At 60.1% G+C, this 25,934-nt stretch carries 30 protein-coding genes, 1 tRNA gene and 2 pseudogenes; 15 read left to right on the forward strand and 18 right to left on the reverse strand.

All coding sequences use genetic code 11. The features are described from left to right. Window positions 1-4: 4 nt before the first annotated feature. From phoB to CIT31_RS06295, 6 genes are all read right to left on the reverse strand, one after another. Window positions 5-694 carry a phosphate regulon transcriptional regulator PhoB gene (gene phoB / locus CIT31_RS06270; protein WP_031254097.1) on the reverse strand — a complete coding sequence of 230 codons (690 nt, stop codon included), beginning with the start codon at window positions 692-694 and terminating at the stop codon, window positions 5-7. Window positions 695-710: 16 nt separating this feature from the next. Then, entirely contained in the window at window positions 711-1,418 is a 708-nt protein-coding gene (gene phoU / locus CIT31_RS06275; RefSeq protein ID WP_029348715.1) for a phosphate signaling complex protein PhoU, read from the reverse strand. 38 nt (window positions 1,419-1,456) lie between these two features. Then, window positions 1,457-2,272: a phosphate ABC transporter ATP-binding protein PstB gene (gene pstB, locus CIT31_RS06280; RefSeq protein WP_029348716.1), complete on the reverse strand. Its 816-nt coding sequence runs from the start codon at window positions 2,270-2,272 to the stop codon at window positions 1,457-1,459. Window positions 2,273-2,284: 12 nt separating this feature from the next. Beyond that, entirely contained in the window at window positions 2,285-3,898 is a 1,614-nt protein-coding gene (pstA, locus tag CIT31_RS06285; protein WP_095517897.1) for a phosphate ABC transporter permease PstA, read from the reverse strand. Next, complete coding sequence (pstC, locus tag CIT31_RS06290) at window positions 3,891-5,279, reverse strand: phosphate ABC transporter permease subunit PstC (RefSeq protein WP_095517898.1); 1,389 nt, start codon at window positions 5,277-5,279, stop codon at window positions 3,891-3,893. The genes pstA and pstC overlap by 8 nt, the downstream gene beginning before the upstream one ends. A gap of 120 nt (window positions 5,280-5,399) precedes the next feature. Then, window positions 5,400-6,404: a PstS family phosphate ABC transporter substrate-binding protein gene (locus tag CIT31_RS06295; protein ID WP_095517899.1), complete on the reverse strand. Its 1,005-nt coding sequence runs from the start codon at window positions 6,402-6,404 to the stop codon at window positions 5,400-5,402. Window positions 6,405-7,152: 748 nt separating this feature from the next. On the opposite strand from CIT31_RS06295, the gene CIT31_RS06300 reads away from it, so the two are divergent. From CIT31_RS06300 to CIT31_RS06310, 3 genes are all read left to right on the forward strand, one after another. After that, entirely contained in the window at window positions 7,153-7,515 is a 363-nt protein-coding gene (locus CIT31_RS06300; RefSeq protein WP_245316127.1) for a hypothetical protein, read from the forward strand. Window positions 7,516-7,851: 336 nt separating this feature from the next. Then, window positions 7,852-8,088, forward strand: a complete 237-nt coding sequence (locus tag CIT31_RS34950; protein WP_095517901.1) for a hypothetical protein — start codon at window positions 7,852-7,854, stop codon at window positions 8,086-8,088. A gap of 403 nt (window positions 8,089-8,491) precedes the next feature. Then, window positions 8,492-9,376 carry a hypothetical protein gene (locus CIT31_RS06310; RefSeq protein WP_245316128.1) on the forward strand — a complete coding sequence of 295 codons (885 nt, stop codon included), beginning with the start codon at window positions 8,492-8,494 and terminating at the stop codon, window positions 9,374-9,376. A 149-nt stretch (window positions 9,377-9,525) separates the two neighbouring features. On the opposite strand, the gene CIT31_RS06315 is transcribed toward CIT31_RS06310, so the two are convergent. Both CIT31_RS06315 and CIT31_RS06320 read right to left on the reverse strand, forming a co-directional pair. Next, window positions 9,526-10,416, reverse strand: a complete 891-nt coding sequence (locus CIT31_RS06315; RefSeq protein WP_095517903.1) for a glutathione S-transferase family protein — start codon at window positions 10,414-10,416, stop codon at window positions 9,526-9,528. 27 nt (window positions 10,417-10,443) lie between these two features. Then, window positions 10,444-11,025 (reverse strand): VOC family protein, encoded by a 582-nt coding sequence (locus CIT31_RS06320; RefSeq protein WP_095517904.1) that lies wholly within the window; start codon window positions 11,023-11,025, stop codon window positions 10,444-10,446. 718 nt (window positions 11,026-11,743) lie between these two features. On the opposite strand from CIT31_RS06320, the gene CIT31_RS34955 reads away from it, so the two are divergent. The 4 genes from CIT31_RS34955 to CIT31_RS06340 all read left to right on the forward strand — a co-directional run bounded on the left by CIT31_RS34955 (window position 11,744) and on the right by CIT31_RS06340 (window position 14,241). Next, window positions 11,744-11,917, forward strand: coding sequence for a hypothetical protein (locus CIT31_RS34955; protein WP_245316129.1), 174 nt, complete (start codon window positions 11,744-11,746; stop codon window positions 11,915-11,917). After that, on the forward strand, window positions 11,914-12,084 hold the full coding sequence (locus CIT31_RS34115) for a hypothetical protein (protein ID WP_165778367.1): 171 nt from the start codon (window positions 11,914-11,916) through the stop codon (window positions 12,082-12,084). The genes CIT31_RS34955 and CIT31_RS34115 overlap by 4 nt, the downstream gene beginning before the upstream one ends. A gap of 11 nt (window positions 12,085-12,095) precedes the next feature. Next, window positions 12,096-12,569 carry a hypothetical protein gene (locus tag CIT31_RS06335; protein ID WP_095517906.1) on the forward strand — a complete coding sequence of 158 codons (474 nt, stop codon included), beginning with the start codon at window positions 12,096-12,098 and terminating at the stop codon, window positions 12,567-12,569. 760 nt (window positions 12,570-13,329) lie between these two features. Next, on the forward strand, window positions 13,330-14,241 hold the full coding sequence (locus tag CIT31_RS06340; protein WP_095517907.1) for a YihY/virulence factor BrkB family protein: 912 nt from the start codon (window positions 13,330-13,332) through the stop codon (window positions 14,239-14,241). A gap of 84 nt (window positions 14,242-14,325) precedes the next feature. On the opposite strand, the gene CIT31_RS06345 is transcribed toward CIT31_RS06340, so the two are convergent. Next, window positions 14,326-15,234, reverse strand: a complete 909-nt coding sequence (locus CIT31_RS06345; protein ID WP_095517908.1) for a PspA/IM30 family protein — start codon at window positions 15,232-15,234, stop codon at window positions 14,326-14,328. A 1,123-nt stretch (window positions 15,235-16,357) separates the two neighbouring features. Next, window positions 16,358-16,672: a GYD domain-containing protein gene (locus CIT31_RS06355; RefSeq protein WP_095517910.1), complete on the reverse strand. Its 315-nt coding sequence runs from the start codon at window positions 16,670-16,672 to the stop codon at window positions 16,358-16,360. A 324-nt stretch (window positions 16,673-16,996) separates the two neighbouring features. Here CIT31_RS06355 and CIT31_RS36270 point away from each other — a divergent pair, with 324 nt between their 5' ends. The 3 genes from CIT31_RS36270 to CIT31_RS06365 are packed head-to-tail and all read left to right on the forward strand — an operon-like array spanning window position 16,997 to window position 18,079. After that, entirely contained in the window at window positions 16,997-17,440 is a 444-nt protein-coding gene (locus CIT31_RS36270) for an ATP-dependent DNA ligase (RefSeq protein ID WP_483425958.1), read from the forward strand. A gap of 23 nt (window positions 17,441-17,463) precedes the next feature. Continuing rightward, window positions 17,464-17,838, forward strand: a complete 375-nt coding sequence (locus CIT31_RS36275; RefSeq protein ID WP_483425959.1) for a hypothetical protein — start codon at window positions 17,464-17,466, stop codon at window positions 17,836-17,838. A gap of 25 nt (window positions 17,839-17,863) precedes the next feature. Then, window positions 17,864-18,079, forward strand: coding sequence for a DUF768 domain-containing protein (locus CIT31_RS06365; protein WP_095517911.1), 216 nt, complete (start codon window positions 17,864-17,866; stop codon window positions 18,077-18,079). A gap of 57 nt (window positions 18,080-18,136) precedes the next feature. Here CIT31_RS06365 and CIT31_RS06370 read toward each other — a convergent pair whose 3' ends face one another. The 3 genes from CIT31_RS06370 to CIT31_RS35690 all read right to left on the reverse strand — a co-directional run bounded on the left by CIT31_RS06370 (window position 18,137) and on the right by CIT31_RS35690 (window position 19,744). Further along, window positions 18,137-18,364 carry a hypothetical protein gene (locus CIT31_RS06370; protein ID WP_095517912.1) on the reverse strand — a complete coding sequence of 76 codons (228 nt, stop codon included), beginning with the start codon at window positions 18,362-18,364 and terminating at the stop codon, window positions 18,137-18,139. Between the two features lie 850 nt (window positions 18,365-19,214). After that, a complete protein-coding gene (locus tag CIT31_RS06380) occupies window positions 19,215-19,412 on the reverse strand; it encodes a hypothetical protein (protein ID WP_095517914.1) in 198 nt (65 codons plus the stop codon). Window positions 19,413-19,480: 68 nt separating this feature from the next. Then, entirely contained in the window at window positions 19,481-19,744 is a 264-nt protein-coding gene (locus CIT31_RS35690) for a helix-turn-helix domain-containing protein (RefSeq protein ID WP_095517915.1), read from the reverse strand. Window positions 19,745-19,826: 82 nt separating this feature from the next. Between CIT31_RS35690 and CIT31_RS06390 the strand changes: the two genes are divergently transcribed. Next, window positions 19,827-20,360: a hypothetical protein gene (locus tag CIT31_RS06390; RefSeq protein ID WP_095517916.1), complete on the forward strand. Its 534-nt coding sequence runs from the start codon at window positions 19,827-19,829 to the stop codon at window positions 20,358-20,360. Continuing rightward, the gene (locus CIT31_RS06395; RefSeq protein ID WP_095517917.1) at window positions 20,357-20,845 is read left to right on the forward strand and encodes a hypothetical protein; all 489 of its coding nucleotides are present in this window, start codon (window positions 20,357-20,359) and stop codon (window positions 20,843-20,845) included. The genes CIT31_RS06390 and CIT31_RS06395 overlap by 4 nt, the downstream gene beginning before the upstream one ends. Before the next feature lie 325 nt (window positions 20,846-21,170). On the opposite strand, the gene CIT31_RS06400 is transcribed toward CIT31_RS06395, so the two are convergent. The 4 genes and pseudogenes from CIT31_RS06400 to CIT31_RS06415 form a co-directional block, all read right to left on the reverse strand. Beyond that, a complete protein-coding gene (locus CIT31_RS06400) occupies window positions 21,171-21,662 on the reverse strand; it encodes a hypothetical protein (protein WP_095517918.1) in 492 nt (163 codons plus the stop codon). Between the two features lie 123 nt (window positions 21,663-21,785). Beyond that, window positions 21,786-21,860, reverse strand: a tRNA-Glu gene (locus CIT31_RS06405). 90 nt (window positions 21,861-21,950) lie between these two features. After that, a pseudogene (locus tag CIT31_RS06410) lies at window positions 21,951-22,357 on the reverse strand (VOC family protein). Further along, on the reverse strand, window positions 22,354-22,731 hold the full coding sequence (locus CIT31_RS06415; protein WP_095517919.1) for a fimbrial protein: 378 nt from the start codon (window positions 22,729-22,731) through the stop codon (window positions 22,354-22,356). Before CIT31_RS06415 ends, CIT31_RS06410 begins: the two are co-directional and overlap by 4 nt. A gap of 25 nt (window positions 22,732-22,756) precedes the next feature. Between CIT31_RS06415 and CIT31_RS06420 the strand changes: the two genes are divergently transcribed. Together CIT31_RS06420 and rpoH are read left to right on the forward strand one after the other, a co-directional pair. Then, window positions 22,757-23,842, forward strand: a complete 1,086-nt coding sequence (locus tag CIT31_RS06420) for an RluA family pseudouridine synthase (protein ID WP_095518107.1) — start codon at window positions 22,757-22,759, stop codon at window positions 23,840-23,842. Window positions 23,843-24,048: 206 nt separating this feature from the next. After that, the gene (gene rpoH / locus CIT31_RS06425) at window positions 24,049-24,960 is read left to right on the forward strand and encodes an RNA polymerase sigma factor RpoH (RefSeq protein WP_029348727.1); all 912 of its coding nucleotides are present in this window, start codon (window positions 24,049-24,051) and stop codon (window positions 24,958-24,960) included. A gap of 119 nt (window positions 24,961-25,079) precedes the next feature. Here rpoH and CIT31_RS34970 read toward each other — a convergent pair. Continuing rightward, window positions 25,080-25,157, reverse strand: a pseudogene (locus CIT31_RS34970) (DUF2274 domain-containing protein); the annotation flags it as partial. Between the two features lie 195 nt (window positions 25,158-25,352). Between CIT31_RS34970 and CIT31_RS06430 the strand changes: the two are divergent. Beyond that, entirely contained in the window at window positions 25,353-25,877 is a 525-nt protein-coding gene (locus tag CIT31_RS06430; protein WP_245316130.1) for a hypothetical protein, read from the forward strand. Window positions 25,878-25,934 lie beyond the last annotated feature (57 nt).

Raw genomic sequence — 25,934 nt, forward strand, 5'->3', positions numbered from 1 at the left:
ATCCCTAGTCTTCCCTGATCGCATAGCCCGCGCCGCGGATGGTGCGGATGACATCGGGCATGCGGCCGTTGTTGACTGCCTTGCGCAACCGGCCGACATGGACGTCCACCGTGCGCTCGTCGATGTAGATCGTCTCGCCCCAGACATTGTCGAGCAACTGGCTACGCGAGAAGACCCGACCCGGGTGCCGCATCATGAATTCGAGCAGCCGGAATTCGGTCGGCCCGAGCCGGATCTCGCTCTTCTTGCGATAGACCCTGTGCGATTCGCGATCGAGCATGATGTCGCCGACCTTCAGCACGCTGGACAGTACTTCCGGCTTGGCGCGGCGCAGCAGCGCCTTGACCCTGGCCATGAATTCCGGTGTCGAGAACGGCTTGACCAGATAGTCGTCGGCTCCGGTGGAAAGGCCGCGCACCCGGTCACTCTCCTCGCCGCGCGCGGTCAGCATGATGATCGGCAGCCGCTCGGTTTCGGGACGCACCCGAAGGCGCCGGCAAAGCTCGATGCCCGAAACCGCCGGCACCATCCAGTCGAGCACCAGAAGATCGGGGACGTTTTCCTGCAGCCGGATTTCGGCCTCGTCGCCGCGCGTCACCACCTCGACCTGATAGCCTTCGGATTCCAGATTGTAGCGGAGGAGGACGCCCAGCGGCTCTTCATCCTCCACCACCATGATGCGCGGCGCGATCATCGGCCGGTCACTCCTGTCATGTCGCCGGCGCCGACATCGTCGTTTCGTCGAGCTTCGGGCGATCCGCCGGCAATTGCTGCCCGGTCACGACAAAGTAGGCGTTTTCGGCGATGTTGGTGACATGATCGCCGATGCGTTCGAGATTCTTGGCGCAAAACAGAAGATGGGTGCAAGCGGTGATGTTGCGCGGATCCTCCATCATGTAGGTCAGGAGTTCGCGGAAAACCGCCGTGTATTTCACGTCGATCTTCTGATCGTCGGCGCGCAGTTCTTTCAAAGCGCCGGCATTGCGCGACACATAGTGCTCAACCACCCCGCGGAGCTGCACAAGAACGAGATCCGCCATCGCGTCGATACCGTGCGACAGATTACGCGGCGTGGCGCTCTGCCCGACTGCGCTGACCCGCTTGGCTATGTTTTTGGCCAAATCGCCGATGCGCTCGAGATCACCGGCCATGCGGATTGCGCCAACCACGGCGCGCAGATCTTGCGCCATCGGCTGCCGCTTGGCGATCAGCGTGATCGCGCTGTCGTCGAGTTCGCGCTGCCGCGCATCCATGATCGCGTCGTCCGAGACGACACGCTGGGCCATCGCATTGTCTGAAGCAAGCAACGCGCGGATCGAGGCTGCGACCATCGCGGCGGCGAGCTCGTCCATGTCGCGGATCAGCCTGTCGATGTGCTCCAGTTCCTCGTCGAAAGATGCGACGGTGTGTTCACCCATGATCCTGTCCTCGTGTTCGAAATTCGCCGCCGGACCGCTCAGCCGAACCGGCCGGTGATGTAGTCCTGGGTGCGCTTGTCGTCGGGATTGGTGAACATCTTGTCGGTTGCGCCCTCCTCGACCAGGTAGCCGAGATGGAACATCGCCGTGCGTTGCGACACGCGCGCTGCCTGTTGCATCGAGTGGGTGACGATGACGATCGTGTAGTTCTGGCGCAGTTCGTCGATCAGTTCCTCGACGCGGGCGGTGGCGATCGGATCCAGCGCCGAACAGGGCTCGTCCATCAGAATCACTTCCGGCGACACGGCGATGGCGCGCGCGATGCACAGGCGCTGCTGCTGTCCGCCGGAGAGACCGGTGCCCGACTCGAGCAGGCGATCCTTGACCTCGTTGAACAGACCGGCCTTCTTCAGGCTCGATTCAACGATGCCGTCCAACTCGGACTTGCTCCTGGCCAGGCCGTGAATGCGCGGACCGTAGGCGACGTTTTCATAGATCGACTTCGGAAACGGGTTCGGCTTCTGGAAAACCATGCCGACGCGAGCTCGCAGTTCGACGACATCGATTTTCGGGTCGTAAACATCCTCGCCGTCGAGCGTTATCTTGCCGCTCACCCGCGCGATATCGATCGTGTCGTTCATTCGGTTCAGGCAACGCAGGAAGGTCGACTTGCCACAGCCCGATGGGCCGATCAACGCCGTCACCTGGTTCTCGCGGACATCGAGGTCCACGTCGAACAGAGCTCGCTTCTCGCCGTAATGAACAGAGACCTTTTCGCCCTTCATCTTGATCGAAGGGGCATTGGTTCCGCTGCTCAGTTTCTGTTCGACGCCGGCTTCCGTCATGATGTTCATATCCTCTACCCCTTACCAGCGCCGCTCGAAGCGCCTGCGCAGTATCACCGCAATGGCGTTCATGATGACCAAAAACAGCAGCAAAATCAAAATCGCCGCCGAAGTCTTCTGCTGGAATCCAGCTTCCGGGAAATCCGCCCACATGAATATCTGCACCGGCAGGATCGTCGCGGGATCGGTAAAGCCGCCGGGAATGTCGACGATGAAGGCGACCATGCCGATCATCAGCAACGGCGCGGTTTCGCCCAGCGCATGCGCCATTCCGAGAATGGTGCCGGTCATGATGCCCGGCATCGCCAGCGGCAGGACGTGATGGAATACGGTCTGGGCCTTGGACGCTCCGATTCCAAGCGCCGCCTCGCGGATCGACGGCGGCACGGCGCGCAGCGAAGCGCGCGAGGCGATAATGATGATCGGCAGGGTCATCAGCGCCAGCACCATGCCGCCGACCACCGGGGCCGAGCGCGGCATGCCGAAGAAATTCAGGAATACGGCAAGTCCAAGCAGGCCGAAGACGATCGAAGGCACAGCCGCCAGATTGTTGATATTCACTTCGATGATCGTCGTCAGCCGGTTCTTGGGCGCAAATTCCTCAAGATAGATCGCCGCCGAAACGCCGATCGGAAAGGCGATGGCGAGCGTAACGATCATTGTCAGGAACGATCCGACGACCGCGCCCCAAACACCGGCCAGTTCCGGCTCGCGGCTTGCGCCGGTGAAGAAGAAGATCGAGTTGAACCGGCTTTCGATCTGGCCGGCGCTCTTCAGCGTGTCGAGCCAGACGATCTCCTTGTCGGAAATCTTTCGCGATGCTTCCGGCGTATCGATGACGCGCAGGAATGCCTGGCCGCTCGCAGCGGGCGCCGTGCTGTCCAGCGCCTCGATCACCGTGCCCTTTGCGACCGCCGTCCCACTAGGCCCCGGCCACAGCGCGGTGAGCTTGACCGTGCCGCCGTTGAACACGACCAGCAGCGATGATGCACCGCTCGTCAGCGTGAGCATGCCGTTTTCGCCTTCGGTCGCACCACGGCCGCGCGCCAGCGCCAGCATGGCATCGTCGCCGAAGGTCAGATCGATGTCGCCGCTGGTTTTCGAAGGCGTGACGCTTGTCGAAATCGCTTCGTCCGAACCGACGTCGGCCAGCAAACCCTTAAGATAGAGGTCGGCAAAATCGTCAACTGGAACCGCATAGTCCACCGTTCCTCCGAGCATCCCCGGATCAGCCGCAATATCCTTGCGCAGGAAGACGCCTGTGCCGGTGGAAATCAGCCCGCGCAGCAGACGCCTGTCCTGACGGCTCGTAACATCCGGAAATCTCGCCGCAAGCGCTTCCTGAGCGATGGCGTCGTAGTTCACTTCATCGAGTTTTGCCGGGTCGACCTTGGCCGCCGAAAGATCGATCGGCAGCGTCAGATAGTTCTGCCGCAGCGCCGGGATCGCCTGCGTGACGATCGTCGACAGGAGCAGCACAAGGAATAGGCCGGCCAACGCGACGGCTCCGGCGCCAAGCCATTTGAACCACGTTTCCGTGCGGTAACGACCCTTCAGCCGCGCCTTCGCGGCACCGTCGGTATGAATGCTGACCGGCCGTCCGACGGCGCCGAATGACGAGATCGCATCAGTCATATTGCTCTCGGTATTTCTGGACGACGCGCAAAGCGACGATGTTGAGGGTAAGCGTGATGCAGAACAGCACCAGGCCGAGTGCGAAGGCTGCCAGCGTCTTGGCGCTGTCGAACTCCTGATCGCCCACCAGCAGCGTCACGATCTGCACGGTCACGGTGGTGACCGCTTCGAGCGGGTTGGCCGTGAGGTTTGCCGCCAGCCCCGCCGCCATGACCACGATCATTGTTTCGCCGATTGCGCGGCTGACGGCAAGCAGCATCGCTGAAACGATGCCCGGAAGGGCAGCAGGAAGGACCACCTTGCGGATGGTTTCCGACTTGGTCGCGCCGAGGCCGGCGGAACCGTCTCTCAGGGATTGCGGAACGGCGTTGATCACATCATCGGAAAGCGAGGAGACGAAGGGAATGATCATGATACCCATGACCACGCCTGCGGCGAGCGCGGATTCGGACGCGACGTTGAGGCCCAGGCTTTCGCCGATACCGCGGAAGTAAGGCGCAACCGTCAGCGCGGCGAAGAAGCCGTAGACGACGGTCGGAATGCCGGCGAGGATTTCCAGTACCGGCTTTGCGACTGCGCGGACGCTTTTAGAGGCGTAATCCGAAAGGTAGATCGCAGCCATCAGCCCGATAGGCGCAGCCACCAGCATGGCGATCAAGGTGATGAGCAACGTGCCGGCAAAGAGCGGCACCATGCCAAAAATGTCCTGGTTGACCGCCCCGGCCTCCGCTCCGGCGCCGGTGAAGGCGCTCTGCGGCGACCAATGCGTGCCGAACAGGAACTTATAGAACGGCACCTGTTGGAAGAACCGCAAGGATTCGAAGATAAGCGACAGGACGATGCCGATCGTCGTCAGGATCGCGACCACCGAACAGGCGATCAAGAATGCGCGAAGAACGCGTTCGACCACGTGGCGCGCCCGGTAGGCCTGTGCGATGCGCGAATAGGCCCAGTAAAATCCGGACGCGGAAAGCACGAGTGCGACGGCCCAGATGATCCAGGTGCTGGTCGTATGGACCGATTTGTAGACGGCCGCGGCCGCCTCTTTCGTGGGATCGGCGAAGCCGACAAGCCCGCCAAAGGCCATCGCGCGAGCGTCGCGGATGAAAGCTTCGACCTGCGGAATGCCCATTCCCGACAATTCGGAGGAGAAGCGGTCGGCAATGATCGACGATTCAATTCCCGGCGTCACCAGCGACCACAACAAGATCGCAAGCAGCGCGGGACCGGCAGCAAAAAGCGCCAGAAACATGCCATGTTGGCCAGGCAGCGAATGCAGTCGCGCGACGTCGCCATTGACACTGGCAATGGCGCGTGTCCGGCCGATCCAATAGGCCGCAGCGGCCAGAACCAACAGAAGAACAACGAGATAACCGACCATGATTTAGGACGTCCCCTCGACCGCCGGTCATTCACCGGCTCAAAGCACGGGACCTTGGTCCCGCGCTTTGGGCTTTAGAGCATGCGGGTCAGAGCGGATATACGCCCGGACCCCGAAACATCAGGAACCCATGCCCTTCAGGGCCTTGGCGTCTTCGGCCCACTTGGCGCGCTCGGCGTCCGGCAGCGGGATCAGGCCCTTGTCGGCCAGATAACCATCAGGACCCCATGCGCCTTCCGAGGTGTACTCGGCGATGAACTCCTGCATGCCGGGGATGACGCCGACATGCTCTTTCTTGGCATAGACATAGAGCGAGCGGGAAACGCCGTAATCGCCGGATGCGATGTTCTCGAAGGTCGGCTCGACGCCGTCCACCTTGTGGCCCTGCAGCTTGTCGGCGTTCTGATCAAGGAACGAGAAGCCAAAGATACCGAAGGCATTGGGGTTAGCTTCCAGCTTCTGGACGATCAGATTGTCGTTTTCGCCGGCCTCGACAAAAGCGCCGTCTTCGCGGATCTCGCCGCAGCCCTTTTCATTAGCCGCCTTCACTTCTTCCTGGCAGGCCGCGTCCATGACGAGCTCGACGAACGCATCGCGCGTGCCGGATGTCGGCGGCGGGCCAAGCACCTCGATCTTCGTCGCGGGAAGCGACGCGTCGACATCCGACCAGTTCTTGTAGGGGTTGGGGACGACCTTGCCGTCAACAGCGACATTCTTGGCGAGCGCCTTGAAAACCTGTTCCTTGGTCAGATCAACGACGGTCCCTGCCTTCGAGTTGGCCAGTACGATGCCGTCGAAGCCGACCTTGATCTCGACCGGCGTCACGCCGTTTGCCTTGCAGGTTTTAAGCTCGCTGTCCTTGATGGCGCGCGAGGCATTGGTGAAATCGGCGGTATTTTCGCCGACGCCCTGGCAAAACAGCTTCATGCCGCCGCCGGTGCCAGTCGACTCGACGACCGGGGTCTTGATCTTTCCGCTCTGGCCGAGCTTTTCAGCGACAGCCGTCGTGAAGGGGAACACTGTGGACGAACCGACGATTTGAATCTGGTCGCGCGCGGCGGCATAACCAGCCGACGCGGCGAGCGCAAGCGCCGCGGCCGACGTCGTAAGGAGGAATTTTTTCATGTGGCCTGCTCCTGTTCGGAAAATGGTCTCTCGGCGCCATTCCTTCGGCGCCCGCTGAGGCCAATAGCCCCCGATTATTACAGTCACATGACAGTTTGATGTCAGCCCGGTAACCGCCGCACAGCCATGTCGAAAAGGAAGGGCTGCGGGTCTCGCCGGCACGGCCGTGGTTTGCCGCTGGAATCAGCAGCTTGCACGATTTGCGGCTCTCGACAGGCGGGACAATTGGCGCCGAAAAAGAAAATCCGGGCGGGAGCGCGTTGCATGCGGCCAAGGAGGTCATGGCCGCGCCATCGCCGAAACAGGTCCGTTGGGGTAAATCTGACCCTGTTTCTTGCCGGCGGTCGCTGCTCCCGCCCGTAACTGGAGGAGCGGAACTCGAATGCGCTTATTGTCCCAACCGGACGCACGCTTTGATATGGTGCGATCGCACCATAGTCTGGTCCGCAATGCCTCGCCGAATCGGCTGAACTCTACAGACTGACGTGGCTATCCGCGTTGCACTGGATTTCTCAGTCCGCGCCGACCTTTCGAGCAAGACGCCCTGGGGCTGATGGGCTTGGGCAGGTCATCGTCCATGCCCGCCCCCCAGTCGCGCCAGGGACGCTGCGACACTTTGATTTTGCGCATGATCCCCAGCGAAATCGATTCCGATTCTCCGGGTCATACGCTAGCCTTGCCCGTAGTGTATTCCGACGGTTGTCCGTAGAACCGAAGCCGCGTTATAAATCCCGCAAGGATGTTGCCGATGTTGGGACGGATCCTGGCTTTTTTCCTGTGCCCGATGCTGCTGCTGGGGAGCGGCTGCTCGCGCAGCTACGACGGCACCGTCGTCATTCCAAGGCCGCTCGACGTCCGGCGGTTCTGGGACAGGCCGCCGCAGCAGGCGCAAGCCGAACAGCCGCAGTTGCTGCAGACCGATGTCTTTCCAGTGGCGCCCGAAACGCCGGAAAGAGCGGCGGCCCGCAGAACCAGCACCCCCGTGGCGCCGAGAAGGCAAATCACCAGGATTTCCAAAGATCCGCCGACGCCATCATCCGAGCCGGCAAAACCGCTCACCTGCAGGAACGTCAGTCAACCCGGAAAACGGGTCCGCATGGTTTGCGAATAGCCAGCCGGCATTCAGACGGTGGCAGCTAAAAAGATGCGCCCTAACCACGTGCTGCGCACCTGACGCAGCGGTTCGGTCACACGCGCACGCAATCGCCGAAAGCATGTGCTGACCGGTGGGTTTCGGGCCGCGCGATCGGCGTTTCCGCCGCCACGTTGAAACCTTATCCCGCCCTCGACGTTAAACGGCTATTGCAGCGCCGCGCGTACCTTTGGACGCATAAAGCACGTTGTGGCGTTTTGATTTGGCGCATGGTCCGGAACCGAAGGGCAGCGGAGCAGAGATTGATCCCGATCTTTCGGGTGATGCGCTGGATGGTCAAAGGAGACGGCACACATGTCGATTCACTTCACTGTCTCGGACCTGACCAGAAATCTGTTTCACTCGCCCAGAAATCTGTTTCACTCGCTGAGACTGGACCATGAGCGAGCGCCGAGACCTCTCAGCCCTGAGCAAAGTCTTTTGCTGGAATGCTACCTGGCCGGCCAGATTCCGGAATCGGCCTGGAGCGACTACGTCTTCGAGACGCCGGAGTTGGCGCGCCATGTCAATGCGAGACGCGGGCAACACTGATATCTCGTGGACCCGGATTCGGGTCCGATCGCTTGAGATGCCGCCACCCCCATGTTTGAAGGCTTGACACCCGACGACAAGTCAGGCCGCAGTTTCCCGGGGACAATAGCCGTTGAAACAAAAAGGCCGGCACATAGCCGACCTTTCCTTCCACCTCGACTGCGCCAGTACATCCGTGGTCGCGAGTTGGAGGTGAATTGCCGATCAGTAGATAGGGATTTGGTTAACGGATCCTTAACCGACGGAAGCTGCTCATCGACGCGTCATGGCCAATCTGATCTGCGTTTTCGTGATGAGTGCGGAAAGTCGTCCTTAAATGCGGCACATATTATTAATCGTTGTGAACCAATGTGTTAGCGTGTGAAGCATGCCTAAGTAACTATCGTATTCTGGAAGTCAATTTATGGCCGTACTTGGCGCCCTCCCTCCCGACGTTCTCTGTCGACCAATTCGCCAAGCTGATTGGGAAGGAGTGGTCGACTGCCTGTGCCGGGGCTTTCCGGAGCGTGACCGGAGTTACTGGATACAGGCGCTGACACGTTTGTCGCAACGGCCTGCCGTCGCCGACTTCCCACAATACGGCCTGGCTTTGGAGAAGGCTGATCGGATCGTCGGCGTTGTGCTGACCCTGTATACCGTTTATCCGGGGCAGGAAGGCGACGAAGTCCGCTGTAACCTTTCAAGCTGGTCCGTCGATGCGGAATTCCGTCCCTATGGCGCCAAATTGGTTACGACGCTTCTCAAGCGCAGGGACGTGACCTACACGAATATTTCGCCGGCGCCCGCAACGTTAAAAGCCAACTGGGCGCTCGGCTTTCGCCCCTTCTCCACCGGACAATTTGCCTTCTTGCCGGCTTTTAGTTCGGCGCAGCGGTCATGTCGCGTGCTTGAAGCTCGTCCCGATCTTGCCGAAATGGCGATGCTGCCGGACAGTGAGAGATACATACTCTCGGAACACGCCGCGCTGGGCTGCCTGTCATTGATTTGCATCTGCGACGGAGCAGCGTTTCCTTTCGTATTAATGCCGCGCCGGATATTGCGCGGTCTTATCCCATCCTATCAGGTCATCTATTGCCGCTCCCTCGCGGATTTGAGCCGGTGCGCCGGTGCTGTGGGACGCTTTCTCTTGCGAAGCGGCTTCCTGCTGTGCGTCGTCGACGCCAAGGAGCCGATTGCAGGCCTGTTCGGGTGGTACCGCCCCAACAGGGGGCTGAAGTACTTCAAGGGTCCCAGACCACCCTCGCTCGGAGATCTGACGTTCACCGAGCTTGTGATGTTCGGTCCCTGAACGCCAAGCGCAACGCCGCCCCCGATTTGCAGCAATGCCGATGCCTCTGGCCTATCTATCCGGCGGCCGGGCGGTGTCTCGGCCTATGACTGCAGCCCTGTCGCCTGAGGGGCAAGCTCGATGCGCTCAACGCAGTCAGCCAAGACGCCTCACGCCTCGGCCTGCGACTTCACATAGGCGATATAGCCGCGCACGTCGGCGGCCGGCTCGGCATAGGCTTTGCCGAGCTTCTTCTCGATCGCCGCCATGTACTCCTTCGCCCATTGCGGCAGCGCATAGTCGATGACGGCCAGGAATTCGAGCGTCGCGGCCAGGCGAATGTCGGCGATCGACGGATTCTTGCCGCCGATGAACGGCTTGCCGTTCCTGAAGAAGCTGTGAAAGACCTCCAGCGGCTCGGCTATCGCGGCTATAGCGGCCTTCTGGGCTTCCGACTTCTTGTCGGGATGAGCGTCGCTGTGGCCGACCTCGCCGGCATATTGTGGGAAGTTCAGCGCAGGATAGGTGGCGCGCGCCACATAGGGGTAGAGCGTGCCGATCAGGTAGAACATGGCGCTGTCGATCATTGCCCGCTTGGCCGGCGCCTTGGGATATAATTTCTCCAGCCCATGCTTGTTGGCGAGATACTGCATGATGGCGCAGCTTTCCCACAAAACGCCTCTCGGCAAGCCCTTGTCCTCGATCATCGGCGTAAGATGGGCTGGGTTTCGCGCCATGTATTCAGGCGAGCGCGTGTGGCCCCATACGTCGGTCTCGGAATGATCGAGCCCGGCCGCGCGTGCAAACACCCGGACGCTCATATTGTTGACGCTCGGCTTCAGCATGCTGAGCATCAGCGCGGTTTTTTTCGGGGATTTCGCTTTGGCCTTCCGCGCGGACTTCGCGGATGCCTTGGCTGCGGGTTTTACGGCGGCTTTCGCTGCCGACCCGGCAGAAGCTTTCGACGACTTGGCCGCAGGCTTTGTCGCGGCCTTGGCAGCTGGTTTCGTAGCAGCCTTGGCGGCCGGCTTCTTCGCACTCTTCGTTGTCGTCTTTGCCATTATGGTCCTCCCTCGGGGTTGCTGTCGTCAGTATGGATTTTTCGGCGCCCGGTCGCCCGACAAAGTCGCGCGGGAGCGCTCGAGGAGCGCCTGGATCGCGTCGGCGAGATGCACTTCGGCGATGTTGTAGTCGCCGCGCGCGACGCGAATCTTGTGTGCCTGCATCAACACGTCGGCATGGGTGAAGCCCGCCGGCGGCTCGAAACGGTAGGAGGCGAGCTCGATCAGCAGGCCGAGCGGATCCTCGAAATAGATCGAATCCATAAAACCGCGATCTTTGACGCCGCTGTGCTTGATACCGCGCTCGTCGAGCCGGGCGACCGCCTGCAGAAAGGTGACGCGCGACACCGAAAAGGCGATGTGATGAACGCAGCCCGTATCGGTTGGCGTGCGCCGCGCGACTGGCGTGCGGCTCTCGTCGGTGAAGATGGTGATCAGCCGGCCGTCGCCAGGATCGAAATAGAGGTGGCTTTCCCTGGCCTTGTCGAGGTTGGGCTGCTCGAAGATGAAAGGCATGCCAAGCACGCCTTCCCAGAAATCGATGGAGGCCTGGCGCCCAGCCCCGACCAGCGTGATATGATGGACGCCCTGCGATTGCAGTTTCTGCATCGGTTCCTCCCGAGGATGCCTAGCCTCGCTGCTGGATGCGTTTCGGAGGCCAGGTCGCGATTTGTCAGCGCCTCACATCGCCCGGCTTTCCCCGCCCCATGCTCCCCACCGGGTAAGGGCGGCCCAAGGCTTCTTGAACAGATGCTAATTCAATCGGCGATGTAGCGCCAGAAGCCATGAACCGCCGAACCCGGGATGCGTTCCCGATAGGACTTGGCTTCTGGAAAAGTGCTTATTCGAAGCTCTCAGAATCGGTCCGCTCTTCTACCATTTCGCGCCGTCGCTCTGCATCTATCAACTCGCGAAGCCTAGCGTCAGCTGCGTCCATGGCCCTTTCAATCTCTTGATCATCAGCTGGATTAAGTGATCGCAGCAACGGTAGGCGCTCCTCTATAATGCTGGCACGCGAGCCGCTCCAAGAACTAGGCACAAGGCGAGTGACAACCTCACTCACAACGGCTTGCTTGTTGGGAGCAGAGCGCAACAATTCAACTACCGTCTGTGATATCGCTCTGTTTTGATCGTCAGCCATATCAAATAGTTTGCATGTGGAAGCCGCATACGGGAACCGGTCACTTGGAGAAATATTACACCATTCGACGAGCGCAACCGGTCCGAACTCTATCTGGACGCTTTGCCTGCGCTAATGGCGCGGTCCGTTGTCCTTCTCGATAACCCGCGTCTGGTCGGTCAGATTTCCCAGCTTGAGCGCCGCACGATGCGGTCAGGACGTGATGCGGTCGACCATATGCGCGGCATGTCCGACGACCTCGCAAACGCGGCGCTCGGGGCCATCGTCAATGCGCCGCCGGCCGAGGAGGCAACGCGCAGCTACTACTACGGCCCGAAGCCGAAGCCCGTATTTTCCGACCCATTGGAGCTTTACCGATGAACACCCCCATCACCGACGCCAATCCGTTCAAGCGCGATGCGGACGGGAAAATCCCGAACCTGACGGCGATTGCCAATCTGTGCCGTGCGGATCCGCGCAAGGCGATCCTGCTCTGCAAGGCCGCCGGCGAAAATCTGGACGCCTGGTTCCCCAACAACCCAAAATGAGGAAAAGACCGATGGCAACCCTGCTTCTATCCGCCCATACCGAGGCGCTTCACGCTGCCCGCACGTCCGGCGAGTTCGCCGCGGTGATTTCCGCTCTGGATACCGACCTCAACGCGGCAATCGTTCGCAAGGCCGATCTTGTGAAAGCCGAGGATCGGGCGATTTTCGGCGATGGCAACCTTGCCGAGGTTCGCGCATCGATCGCGGACTGCAATGCTGAGATCGAACTCATCGAGAAGGCCATTGAGGGCGCCGCAGAGCGCCGCGCCAAGGCTGCTCAAGACGAGGCCGCAATCGATATCGAAGCACTCGGCAAGGATGCGAAGGCCAAGGCGGCCGACCTCTCAACGCGCTGGAAAAATGTCCGTGGCCATATCGAAGCGATCAGGGCCGAATTGTTCGAGTGCGATGCGCTCAGGCGTTCCTTGATCGCGACCGACGGCGAATTCGAGAAGGCCAAGCGGCCCGATCTGCGCATCAACTGACGACCGTTCGCCGCGAAGCAATGGCCGGCCCACGGGCATCCATTCCGGCCCGGTTGAGCCGGCCGGCAATCCAGGCCGACACGCTACTGCTTTCGTTCTTGAGCCTTGGCGGCCCGCTCGACAACCGCACGGGCCAGCGCGCAGCCAATGCCGTGTCGTCAAATGCTGATTACCGTCATCAGGAGGCGTGATCGATGCAGGCCTATGCATTCCAATTCTGCGGACACTGCCTCGCGACATCGTGCCGAACGGCAGTGACGTCCAGGTCGATCCCTCGCTTGAGATCAGGCCGCTTGACGTGGTGGCGGTCCTGCTCGATCCGAATGCCGGGGGAGCGCCATGCTCGGCAAGGATGCCCGCCTCTGCGCAGCGGTGCATCGCCTGGATGGCGCTTGCCGGGATTGGTGAAATCACGGCGGGTTCAGCTGCGCGACCAGATGCACCGTCTCGCCGTGCCGCGACTGGTGAGAGCCGAGGTAGATTTTACAGACGCCAAGGAAGCCGTCGGCGCCGATGCTGTTGATGAAGCCGGCAAAGGCGACATCTCTCGCTCGCTCGTTAAGGGCGCATTCGCTTTTCGGCCTGACAGCAGGTGTATGGACCTCTGATCGCCGAGCACCTTGTTTTTCGAAATACTGACCTTCGAGCCCGGGTAGAACCTTGCCGGAACCGGGCGGAGTTGCATCTGATCGCTAGGGAAAGGTTGGAGCGCGCCTCGTCTCATGGGCGGGCTTCGAAAACCAGGACGAACGGACAAGATATGGAAGAACGCAAGCGCTCGGGCATTCTAAGTGAGCAGCCGGCTGATTTACTGGGTGGTCACGGCTGGCGTGCCGTGTGGGCGGTTCTGCGCGAGGCCGTGCTGAGGCTCTGGAACGACGAGGCGATGTCGCTCGCCGGGAACATTGCGTTTCGCGCAGTTCTGGCGCTGTTTCCCTTCCTGATTTTTGCCAGTTCGCTCACTGCTTTCTTCGGTGATCCTGGCATGGCCGATCGTCTCGTCGCTTTTCTCATCGCGATTATTCCGGCACCTTTGGTGGACACCTTGGTCACCGAGGTCCGGGCCGTACTGACGGAAAAGCGCGGCGGCGTCGCCAGCATCGGCGTGTTGTTGACCATATGGTTTGCTGCCGGAGGCGTTGACAGCGTCCGGGTGGGATTGAACCGCGCCTACGACATCAAAGAGGAGCGCTCGGTCTGGACGATTTTTGTGCTTCAGGTCCTGGTGGTGATCGGCGGCGCGCTGGTGTTCGTCGTTGTCGCCTATCTTTTGGTGCTGGTGCCTATTGCCGGTTCGCTTGCCCATCGCCTCCTTCCGGGATTCGAACCGACGCTGGTCACACTTGATGTGGTGCGGTATCCGTCGGCGGCGGCGATCACGATGGCGGCGTTGTTTGCGGCGCATATCTTTCTCCCAGCACGCTGGATCCGATTTTCAAACATGTGGCCAGGGGTGGTCTTCACAGTCATTGCGTGGCTAGCGCTGGCTGGGGCGTTTTCGCTGTATCTTGCCAGTTTCGCCAACTATGCGAGCTACTATGCCGGTCTCGCAGGCGTGATCGCAGCATTGTATTTTCTCTATCTCGCCGCACTCGTCCTCATCTTCGGTGGCGAAATAAACCGGGCCCTGCGAATAAGGCGTCTTGGACGGGCGTTGCGGCGAGATTCATAAGCGGTCGGGAACGTCGGGTAGACAAACGTCAGCCTGGCCCGTCCGCCGAGTTGAGCCAACTGCGAGTTGATGATCTGTCGGTCATTACAAAGGTCGCCTCGACGGTAAAATGCGGTCTGCAAACACTGGGTGAACCACCCCGGAACGGCCGCCAAACCAACCCGCAATCGCGCCAAGCACAAGGGAAACGAATGCCAGGAGTGCGCCGGTCGATACGACCGAGGCAGCGGTATCTGCAGCTTCCGCCGCTTGTTGCTTCGCCTGCTCGACGGCTTGGCGATATTGTTGTTCCATCTGGCTCACCTGTTGCGTGGCTTGTTCGAGGGGGATGCCCCGGGCCGTCGCCAGTGCTTGTGCCGCGCTTTGACGTGCTGCGTTCGCATCCGCCTCGTTGCCCATGACGAGAGCGCGCATCCCGTTAATGGCCGCATTGTTAAGGGCTTCCGGGTCTGTGCCGGTCGAGCGCACCTGAGCTTCAATTGCTTCGAAAGGATTAGCCTCTGCTATAACCGGGGCTGCGGTCTGCGCTACGGTCTCGCTCAAGCCTCCCACGGCACTTGCGATGCCACTGAAAGCCCCGCCAACAATCATGCCGACGGTGCTGGTGAGGAAATATAAGACCAGCAAGGTTGTGAGTGCCCACGTTGTCAGGCCATGGAACGCGCCCGTGGTCGGGAGCGTCTTGCCGGACATCCGAGCAGCGATGTAGCCGCCGACAAACGCAGCAACAATGCCGGACAAGACGTACCAGATCCCGACTACAATCGAAAAGGTCGATGCCTCGGGATTGTCACCGGTTCTGGGATCGAGTGTGGCGATGCCGATACCCGCGCCCAGCATGGTCAGCAGGACATGGGTCACAAGCGCGACGACCACTCCCGCGAAAATGGCGCCCCAGCTAACTTTGTTCAGTAAGATTGTGTGAGCGTCGTCGGTGGCGGTCGAGTGAGCTGGAAATTCCTCTTGCATGGCGTTGGGAATTGCGTCGCTCATCTGCGTTGTCCTTGAGTTCGCAGCAGCGTTCGTTTTCAACGAACGCTGCAATGATTGCCCGCATCGATGCAGAGCCAACCCGTATTGACGGCCTTGCGTCGCTTTAACGGCGGCGGAAAGGAAATGTTCCTTGGCGCGCGGGGCCAGAGGGAATTGATATGATCGCGCGGCTGCGGCAGGCGGACTAAACCGATGGCTGATGCTGAATATGGGTCCAACACTTCGGCGGATGTTTCGCTCTATGTCTCTATGCTCGGCGCCGGCCTCATGCTGACGGGCGATTCGACCCCGGAAAAGTCCATGACCCGGCGTTCGCAGGCGTGCAAGCATGCGTCCCGAGCAGGCGGTCCGCAATACGGTCTGCTGTTCCATGGATCCCTGAGGCGTCTCCCTTTTGCGGTTCCGCCGCCGCTCCGTCCGCGGCACGCTCAAGGGCTACCATTTTCTTAACCAGCGCCAGCAGGATCGCGCTTGGTGCCTGCGGTAGAGACATGACCTGTTGTGCAAGTTCCATGGTGTCGCGCGCTTCCTCCGGCGTGCGCCCCATAGATGCGGGGCAGCCACAGGCGAAGTTTGGGATGGGATCATCCAACGGTGGCGCAAAGTAATCGCAGCGTCAGCTTCACAAGCACAGGTACCAAGCTCGTCTCCATGCTTCTGCAATCGTTCCCGAAGTACTATGGCTTGCCGACCAGCCGTTGCACTGGCGGTGCAGGCTGCGCCCTATGAACTCCACGCCCTGCACGATCAGAGGGGCCACGCCGATTTTCGACGGGGAGCCTTAGCCGAGGTAGGCCAGATGAAGATTTCTAGCGGGTGTGTTCCTCAAGCGGAACATTAGTGCATTCTAATGATTTTCTGTGAGCGGCGGGCACGCCCTCCGTTGCCCGCTGCAGATTGGGGCCCTTAACCCGATCGGCCCGCGCTCTCCGCCAGAGGCGCGGGCTTTCTTTCCATAGGTCGTTACCGGTTTAGCCTTTCGACGGTCTCGATGATTGCCTTCGCAAGTGCTTCGCCCTCATGGATAGGCTCTGGGCCGTAGAGCAGCCAACACAGCTTCCTCGCTCGGCAGCAGGGCTGGTTCAATCGAAACCGTGCTGCCATCAATGCACAGTTAGTCCAATCAGCCGGCGGGCTTGTAAACTTTGGCAGCTTTGTTGGCCACTGCGAGCACCGCCTTCATGTCGAGCTCTTCGAGGACAACGAGGTCGGTCACCGAGCCGCTTGCCCGCACCGCCAGTGCTAGGCCCATCCCAGCGGCCTGGTCCGGCACCTCAGCATTGACCACGATATCATAGATGCCGCGAGTAAACATCACACCGGAAACCTTGCCGCCAACGCTTTCAAAAAGCGTCTTGATTGCCGCTTCTCGGTCTGAGCCCTGTATCAATCCTTTATAGGCATTGGGCGCATAGTTTGCCAATATAGTCACTTTCATGGGGATTCCTCCAAAGCTTATACTCGTGTCGTATCAATATTTGACCAACACGGAGTTATTTATCTTTTCGCTACCAATTTACAGTGGTCTGTGAATGGCCCGACAGCCTTCGGGGTGAGCCAACCGGCCGCCGGGCCTAACCGGCTCATGAGGTCTCGCACTCGCCGGCTGGAGCGAATTATAGGCGATTTCATGCATCATTGCTAATTTAGTAAAATGATCATGATCCGTTCCCCTAGCCGCAGATTGCACGGACCTAGACTCGAATCGGTGCGTAAACGAGTGTGTGCCGGCGCCGCTGGACGGCTAGAGTTCATTCCTCCGATGATGCCGACCTTGGTAGCCAAGCCGCCCCAAGGTGACGGATGGACTCACGAGGTAAAATTCGACGGCTACCGCTCTCAAATCATCATAGACAGCGGCGAGGTCCGCATGTTCACCAGGCGCGGCCTTGATTGGACGGCCAAGTACCGCGACCTGACCGAGGCAGCCAAGGGGCTGAACGTCCAGAACGTCATCATCGATGGCGAGGTGATCGTTCTCAACAAGGAAGGCCATTCGGACTTTGCCGAGCTGCGGAAGGCAATCACCCGTCGCCAGCACGACCTCTATTTCGTTGCCTTCGATCTGCTGCACCTCAATGGTCACGACCTGCGCGACATGGCGCTGGAGGACCGGCGGGAGATACTGCACGGCATGATCCCTCCTGATACTCGTATCCAATTCAGCGAGGCGCTGCCGGGCAGGGCCGATGCGCTGTTCCACTGATAGACAAGGCCGGGTTGGAGGGAATGGTGTCGAAGCGCGCGGACTCTAAATACCGCAGCGGCCCGACTACCAATTGGCTGAAAACCAAATCCTTCACCGAAAGCGAGTTTGAACTTCTCGGAGTTGAACGCGAGCGGGGCAAGCCGGCCTTCGCTCTGATGGCCGAGCCGGAGACCCGCAAATATGTCGGCAGTGCGTTCGTGAGCGTCAATCGCGAGATGCGGGAGCGATTATGGAAGCGCGTCCAGGAACATGCCGGGCCACCGCCCAAGGACATGCCAAAGCGCCCGGCAACGCAATGGGTAAAACCGGGCATCAAAGCCCGCGTGAAGCACCTCAGGGGCGAGGAAGACCTGAGGCACACCTCGCTGCAGGATTTTTGGGACGAAGGAACTTAATGCGTTCCTCCGGCTTGGGGACGGAATGAGCACCCGCGGTACGGACTTCTTGCACAAATGGCTTGCGAACACCGTGCCCGACGCGGTCGGGACTGATGTGATCTCGGTGGCCGAATTGACCCAAAAACTATTCGCCGACGCCAAGGCTCTCGGAATCAGCAGCACTGAGATAGAGGAAGAAACCGGCAGCGTCTACGAAGCGATCTTCGACGCCATAGTTCATCATGACGCGGGTGGGTAATGTGCGTCGAAGCCGGGAAAGCGCGGCCTCTTACAAAAAGCGGAATGGCTGGCCGATCTACATGACCCTCAGATCGGTCTTAAAATCTAGTGAGACCCTATCCAGTGCCATCTTGATGTCATCGGGACTGTCGATGCCACCACTGAAAAGGGCAAAGAGGCGACGCGCCAGGTGCTCTCGCGCCGGGTGCGAGCCTTCGACACCAACTTGTTCGCAATAATCGTCTAGAATTCTGGTGAGCGTCGCAAGCTGCTCGGAATCTAATATGTCGCGGCGGTAGGTCATCGCGCATCTCCCTGTGTTCGGGCGAAAGCGTGATCGACTCTTTCAAGCGTCCGTAGCCATGCAGATCGGACGACGTGGGGACTATGCGCCTATTCCCGACAAATAGCGAATCGCTCTCGCGGTCGGCGTATTCGTCGCCGCCACTCTACGGGCTGGTCAGCCAGCCCGCTTCTCGAAATCATTGCGCCGCGAGCGGATGGCGGCCAGTAAATCAGCTTCGGTCCTGTTCGGGGAGCAATGGAAAGCAGTCAGGACCGCCGCCGCCAGGTCTTCCGCCTCAATCGACTGGCGCTCCAAACTGGCGCCGGCGCATATCTGGTCGAATACTCGCTGGCACAAGGCCAAATCTTCCGGTCCTAGAAATTGATTGTGGGGGAATCGACTTAGCATCTCAACGCCTCCGTAGGGGGCGAGAGTGCGATAGGCGCGTCTCTCAATCAGCGAAGCCCTTTATATGATCGCTGACGCCTGAACTGTACGCTTTCGCACAAAAATTACGAGAGTCATTCCTATTTCACGGAACAAGCACGATCGGGTGACGTTACGACATCAAAAGGGTTGCTACAATGGCGGACGGACCTGACAAGCCACCCTCGGCACCGGATCGTCTCTCCCTTGTCCAGCGCTTGGTCAAAGACGCCAATATCACCGAAGAGCAGGCTCGCGAGCTTATCGCTCTCTTGGGGACCAATTGGCCTTCGCTTATGCGAGAGGCCCGGTTTCTGCCCAAGAAACGCTAGTCTGGTCAGTCAAGCATAAATCACCTAGTGGATATGCCTCACCAACATTTGCGGTCGAGCGTTCGCAGTAAGGGGTCCAGTCGGCATAACAGCGTCCCGCGCCGGCCCCGCTAACCGCGCGTCTTGGCTTTCGGTTCCGGCGCGCTCTCCGATGGATTTGCAATCAACCTCCGATCCCGTACCACCAGCAACTTCTTTTTTCTTGCCAGCAGTTTCTCGCGATTTCCATTAGCGGCCGCTTGGCCATGCTTCGCGGCAATCGCGTAGTCGGCTCTGTTCGTTCGGTAGTCTTTTTTCTGCACAGACATCGTTGCAACCTCCCAGTTCCGAGAACAACGCGGCATGGCGCGAGGCAGTTCCGAAGGCACTAGGGCGCCTACATTTCGTTGTTTTCGATGATGCCGGCTTCGCCGTCGGTCAGGCGAGGCGCGGGCGCCGATTTCCGCAGCCTCACGCCAGCGCCGCCGCCGTTCTCAGGGATGAACTCGACACCCGCAGATTCGAGGGCGCGTTCGATCGCAGCCAATGCATCTTCCGAACCGCCATATCGACCTGTCTCGAAATTTGAAATCGTGTTCCGGTGAACTCCCGCAGCCTTTGAGAGGTCAGCCAAGGACCAATTCAATGCGGCTCTTGCCATTCTCACTTGTGCAGGCTTCACAACTGTCGATCCTTATGATAATTTCACAAGTGCAAATATCACAATTGACGGAGGAAATCCAATGCCTTCACGCATTGTTCGGGCTGGCACCGCTGCGACGGCAGCCTTTTTGCTTCCGGCGGTCGGCGATGCCAAGACGATACGCCTTGGGGAGCCAGCCCTAATTGAACTCGGCAACGAACTTGATCGTCTCACTGCCGAATGCCGACATATCCACGGTGATTGCGAACACAAATGCGAAATCTGGCACGCCATTGCAGACAAGGAAGGCGTGTCGCCGCAGAATAACGACGAACCGGTGGCAGGGTCTGAGGAACGCCTTGAGCGCTACTGGGAAATCAGCAGAGAGACTGGGGCACACAAAGCCATTGATGCGGAACACGCCGCCTATCGTCGCATCGATGAAATCAACAAGCTCATTCGGACAATACAGCCGACCACGCTGGCGGGCTTGGCTGTTTGGGCAAAGGCAACACGGTTGGATTGCTTGAGTGTCGACGCGCTAGCAATGCCGCTGGAGGATGCCGATTGGGACGATGAGTGCCTGATCAGGTTCCTTGCCGAGGTCGAGCGGATGGCGGGAGACGTGTCATGAGCGCCACCGTCAAGACGAAGGCGCTGGCTGCATTCGTGCAGCAATGCCTTGATCCGTTGCCCGATGCCGTCCTCATCGACACGCACCACAACAAGCTCATGCGTCAGGCGCGGCGCCTTCCTTGGTGCAAGGCTGATGCTGTCACCAGCCTGACAAGAGCGGAAACGGATTACTGGCACGCAAAAAGCATTCACGCGATGTACGTCCTAGAGGACGAGGATCGATCTAGCGCCTATTCTGACAAACGGATGGCCAGCGTCGACAGGAACCGGCAGGCTGTCGCCGATCAAATCCGAGTTCCAGCCCTCGCTCTCCTGGCCGTTCAATGGAAGCGAGAAGCCGCAAAGGACCGATATCTGCCGATCGTTGCGGATGAAGTCGCCAAGCTCGTCGCGGCGGACGAGGCCTTTCTTGCAGCGCATCCGATCACCAAGCAACCTCGTAGAAAAACGTGGCTTGAGCGACCATTACTGAACCCTGCCTAAGCCCGCTGCCTCACCGCGGCGGGCTCGTTTGCTTGATGGCCTTGTTTGCGCAAAGCAAGATCGAGGCAGAGCGCGAGAAGCACGATGCGAAACGAGGGTGGCGGGAGCGGAGGGAGCTTTGCCATACTCCGTATAACATATGTTAAGCCGGAATGTTCCTCGTTCAAGCCCCGCTGCCTCACGGTGGCGGGCCGTTTCTTACTTTGAAGCTCTCTTTTACCTCGTGGGCTATCTGCCGGATGGAATGAGCTTACACATCCGGGATGAAGCTGCCGTCGGCCTGCTTGCTGAAGCCCGAGACCACCCATCCGATCCCGCTTCCGTCCTAAAGGCCTTCAAAGCTTGTGTCCAAGTGAGGATCGACGTGCGCTCCGCCATCCTTGTTAGCTGCGAAGAGAACCAAGCTGCGCCGGGTGTAGGGTGTACCCTTCTGGCCCTCTTTGATGACGATGTCCTTCTCCCACCAGTCACCGAATCGCGTCAAACGCGGAGCTATTTCTCGATCGTCGATCGGAGCAAAGAACTTCGCTTCAGATCCACCGGTAATCATCATCGCGACGAGCCCGTGGTGCGACGCAAGATTGTTGGGGTTGTACGGATGCGAGCTGTCGAACAGGGGCTGCTGCCGCTCGCCAAGCTGGGCCAATATGGAATGGGACTGCGCAGTCTCGTGAAAGAGAACACGAAGCGACACAGCCATTCGCTTAGCCTCACCCATGAACCCGGCGTCGAAGGCGGCGGCCGACGATTCCAAGAACTGCAGATGTTCGTCGCGCAATTCGATGAGCCGGTCACGTGATATTTTCAGCTTTGCCATTTTGCTCCGATCCGCCCGCTCGCTTCCCTATCTCCCATCCGGAAATCCGCTCGCGCTCGCAGGCGTTTATTCGATGCATATTCGACGCATCGCTTCCGATTTCAGGTAAGTGCTTGAAATCCTTGGTACGCCCAAGGGGAATCGAACCCCTGTTCCCGCCGTGAGAGGGCGGTGTCCTGACCGCTAGACGATGGGCGCGTTCAAGAACCGGCGATATAGGCTGACGGCTGGGAAAAAGCAACTGGGCTGCGGACAGTCGATGATGCTGGAAAAATATCCGTTGCAATCCTATCGTTTTGGCTCGATCAGGTCCCAGAGATTTCCATGGAGATCGGCGAAAACCGCCACCGTGCCGTAGGCCTCGTGGCGAGGTGCCTCACGGAATTCGACACCCTTTTCGAGCATTGCCGTGTGGTCGCGGACAAAATCGTCGGTTTCGAGAAACAAAAAGACGCGGCCGCCGGTCTGGTTGCCGATACTATCCCTTTGCGGATCATCGGCCGCTTCGGCCAGCAGCAGCCGCGCGCCTTGTCCATTGGCCGGCGCCACCGTGACCCAGCGCTTGCGGCCGCCAAGATCGACGTCTTCGATGAGCAAGAAGCCCAGCTTGCCGACGTACCAGGAGATCGCCTCGTCGTAATTTGCGACGACAAGCGCGACGGTGGCACACGGCGATGTTCGGCGAATCCAGTCATTTGTTACGGATCGAAAAGCGACCGACAATGCGGCGCTCAGTGATGTCGTAGACAAAGATGGCGCGGCTGCCGTCGGCAAGCTCCGCATCGATGGAGACGCGGTTGCCGGAGAGCGACTGGCTGATGACCTTGGCGCCGACAGGCAGCACGATGTCGCCGGTCAGCGGCGAGCCGGCCGGCACCTGGATGTCGCCGGCAAGTGATGGGGCTGCAGGTGGCGCGGTGCGCGTTTTGTAGACAAGGGCCGCGATCACCACCATAAGGGCGAGAAACAGCAGGCCAAGATTGATGGCGACGAAGCGGACGAGCTTCTTGCGCACCTTTTCAACCTCGGGGTCGAGCGGCTTTTCCTCGTCTTCGTCGGCAGCAGCCATGGCAAAACATTCCGGAGCGATTTCGATGAGCGCTCATAACGAAGAGGCCCCCATATTGATAGAGGATGGATTGATAGGGAATGGATCGCCAAACGATGGATCGCCAGAGGGGGGATCGATCATGCTGGAAGCAGGTCCCGATGCGGCCGGCCAGCGCCTCGACCAATGGCTGGCTGGCAAGCTCGGCCCGGATATGTCGCGCAGCCGGGTGCAGATGCTGATCAGACAGGGCGCCGTCAAGGTCGGCGGCCAGCCGGTCAACGAGACGAAACGCAAGATAGCGGTCGGTGACCACGTGTCGGTCGCCATGCCGGAGCCGGAGCCGGCGGAGCCGCAAGGCGAGAACATCCCGCTCGACGTCCTCTATGAAGACAATGAATTGATCGTCATCAACAAGCCGCCGGGGCTGGTCGTCCATCCCGGCGCCGGCAACTGGACCGGCACGCTGGTCAATGCGCTGATCCACCATTGCGGCGACAGTCTTTCCGGCATCGGCGGTGTGCGGCGGCCGGGCATCGTCCACCGCCTGGACAAGGAAACCAGCGGCGTCATGGTCGTCGCCAAGACCGACCGCGCCCACAAATCATTGTCGGAGGCCTTTGCCGACCACGGCCTGACCGACGATCTCAAACGCGCCTATCTGGCGCTAGTCTGGGGCATACCGATGAGACCGACAGGCACGGTCGACGAGCCGCTCGGCCGCGCCGCCGACCGCGTGCGCCGTGCCGTGGTGCCGGAGAGCCGCGACGATGCGCGCCACGCCGTCACCCATTTCACCGTGGTCGAGCGCTTTGGCGAGCAGCAAAAGGAATCTGCCACGGCAAGCCTGGTCGAATGCCGGCTCGAGACCGGCCGCACCCATCAGATCCGCGTCCACATGGCCCATATCGGCCATCCGGTCGTCGGCGATCCCGATTACGGCCAGGCCTTTCGCACCAAGGCGAACCGGCTGCCCGAGCCGCTGAAAGGCCGGGTGAAGGCCTTTCCGCGACAGGCTTTGCATGCCCGCCTCCTTGAATTTCGGCATCCGACTACCCACTTACCGATGAGGTTCGAGGCGCCGGTACCGAGGGACATGGAGGAACTCGTGGACGGCTTCCGCAGATTCTGAACCGGCTTCATCCATTCAAACCAGATCGGCAAAAAACCTGACCCGCGTTGTTCACTTTGGCGTGACACACTGTTTCGTGTTGAACCAATGCTGTCCTTTCTGGTTTTGTTCCTATATACATCCGCTGTCGCGAACGAGCCTTTTGGCGTTTGCGATATATGCCCGCCGCGTTTCGGGGGCACCACTCCAAGAGAGGGGGCGCTGTCATGGCCCAGTCACTACCCAGTATCGTTTCCGGCGAAGGCGGCCTCAGCCGCTACCTGGAAGAAATCCGTCGCTTTCCGATGCTTCAGCCGCAGGAAGAGTACATGCTCGCCAAGCGTTACGCTGAGCATGAGGACACCACGGCTGCGCACAAGCTCGTCACCAGCCACCTTCGGCTCGTCGCTAAGATCGCCATGGGCTATCGCGGCTACGGCCTGCCGATCGGCGAGGTGATCTCGGAAGGCAATGTCGGCCTGATGCAGGCCGTCAAGAAATTCGAACCGGAGCGCGGCTTCCGGCTCGCCACCTATGCGATGTGGTGGATCAAGGCCTCGATCCAGGAATACATCCTGCGCTCGTGGAGCCTGGTCAAGATGGGCACGACCGCCAATCAGAAGCGCCTGTTCTTCAACCTGCGCAAGGTGAAGGGCAAGATCCAGGCGCTCGACGACGGCGACTTGAAGCCTGACCAGATCACCGAGATCGCCACCCGCCTCAACGTGTCCGAAGCGGAGGTGGTGTCGATGAACCGCCGCCTGTCGGGCGATGCCTCGCTGAACGCACCGATCAGGGCGAGCGAAGGCGAATCCGGTGAATGGCAGGACTGGCTGGTCGACGACCACGAAAGCCAGGAAGAGGCGCTGATCGAGCAGGATGAGCTGGAAAACCGGCGCGGCATGCTGTCGGGCGCTCTTGCCGTGCTCAACGAGCGCGAGCGGCGCATCTTCGAGGCGCGCCGCCTGGCCGAGGAGCCGCTAACGCTGGAAGAGCTGTCGGCCGAGTTCGACATCAGTCGCGAGCGCGTGCGCCAGATCGAGGTGCGCGCCTTCGAGAAGGTGCAGGACGCGGTCAAGGCCGCGGCCAAGCGCCAGATGCAGGCGCTGCGCACCATCGAGGCGCAGCCGGCGGCGTAAAGCCTTCCGACGGAAACAAATAACGGCGGCGTCAGGTAAACTGGCGCCGCCTTTTTTATGGGGTCCTCCGACTGCCGGGAGAATTGTCCCTTGGTGTCATGTTCTAGGTAGGGTTGCCGGTTCCGCCGCACCTTCGCGGACGCACGATCCGTCGCGATAAACCGCTCAATCATCGGCGCGATCAGCCTGGCCGGATCATAGCGGCAATATAGCAATTTTCCCCAAGACCTGGAAACCGCAACGCTGCAAATTGTGGCGGCAATGTTCCGGCGCCGACACGGGCTTCTGTCGCGAAATTCCAAAAGGCGGCGCTTGCGGCAGGCCGGCACGACAATGGGCCGCCGGGGCTGCGCTGGGCAGTTGAACTCGTCTATTTGGAAACCAAAGGCAGTATGACGATGACGATTTCTCCGTTTCTCACCGCCCTCGGATCCGAAGGTCCCCCAGCCGACCGAGCGAAAGACATGAACCTGTATGGATGGCTAATTGGAAGCTGGGAAATGGACTCGGTCCACTACCTCCACGACGGCACAATCCAGAAATGCAATGGAGAATGCCATTTTGGCTGGGTGCTCGAAGGCCGCGCGATTCAGGACGTTTGGATCAGGCCCAAGCGCCCTGCGCCGTCCACGATGTATGGCACGACTTTGCGCATCTTCGATCCTGGGATCGAGGGATGGCACATCATATGGAGCGACCCGCTCAACCGAGATCACTCACGCCAGATCGGACGGGCCGAGGGAAAGGACATTGTCCAGCTCGGCAATGACTCGCGCGGTCTGAAAACTCGATGGCGTTTCACTGAGATCACTGCCAACAGCTTCCGTTGGATCGGCGAGGAAAGATCTTTCGAGAGCGATCCTTGGCAAATCACGTATGAACATTTAGCCCGCCGAACAAACCTGAAGCTAGAGTAGCTGGCGTCTGCGCCGCTCCTCCTCCGGCTGCCGCCACTTTCTCCCCGTATAGCGACG

It is taken from the genome of Mesorhizobium wenxiniae (assembly GCF_002284535.1).
GTDB lineage: Bacteria > Pseudomonadota > Alphaproteobacteria > Rhizobiales > Rhizobiaceae > Mesorhizobium > Mesorhizobium wenxiniae.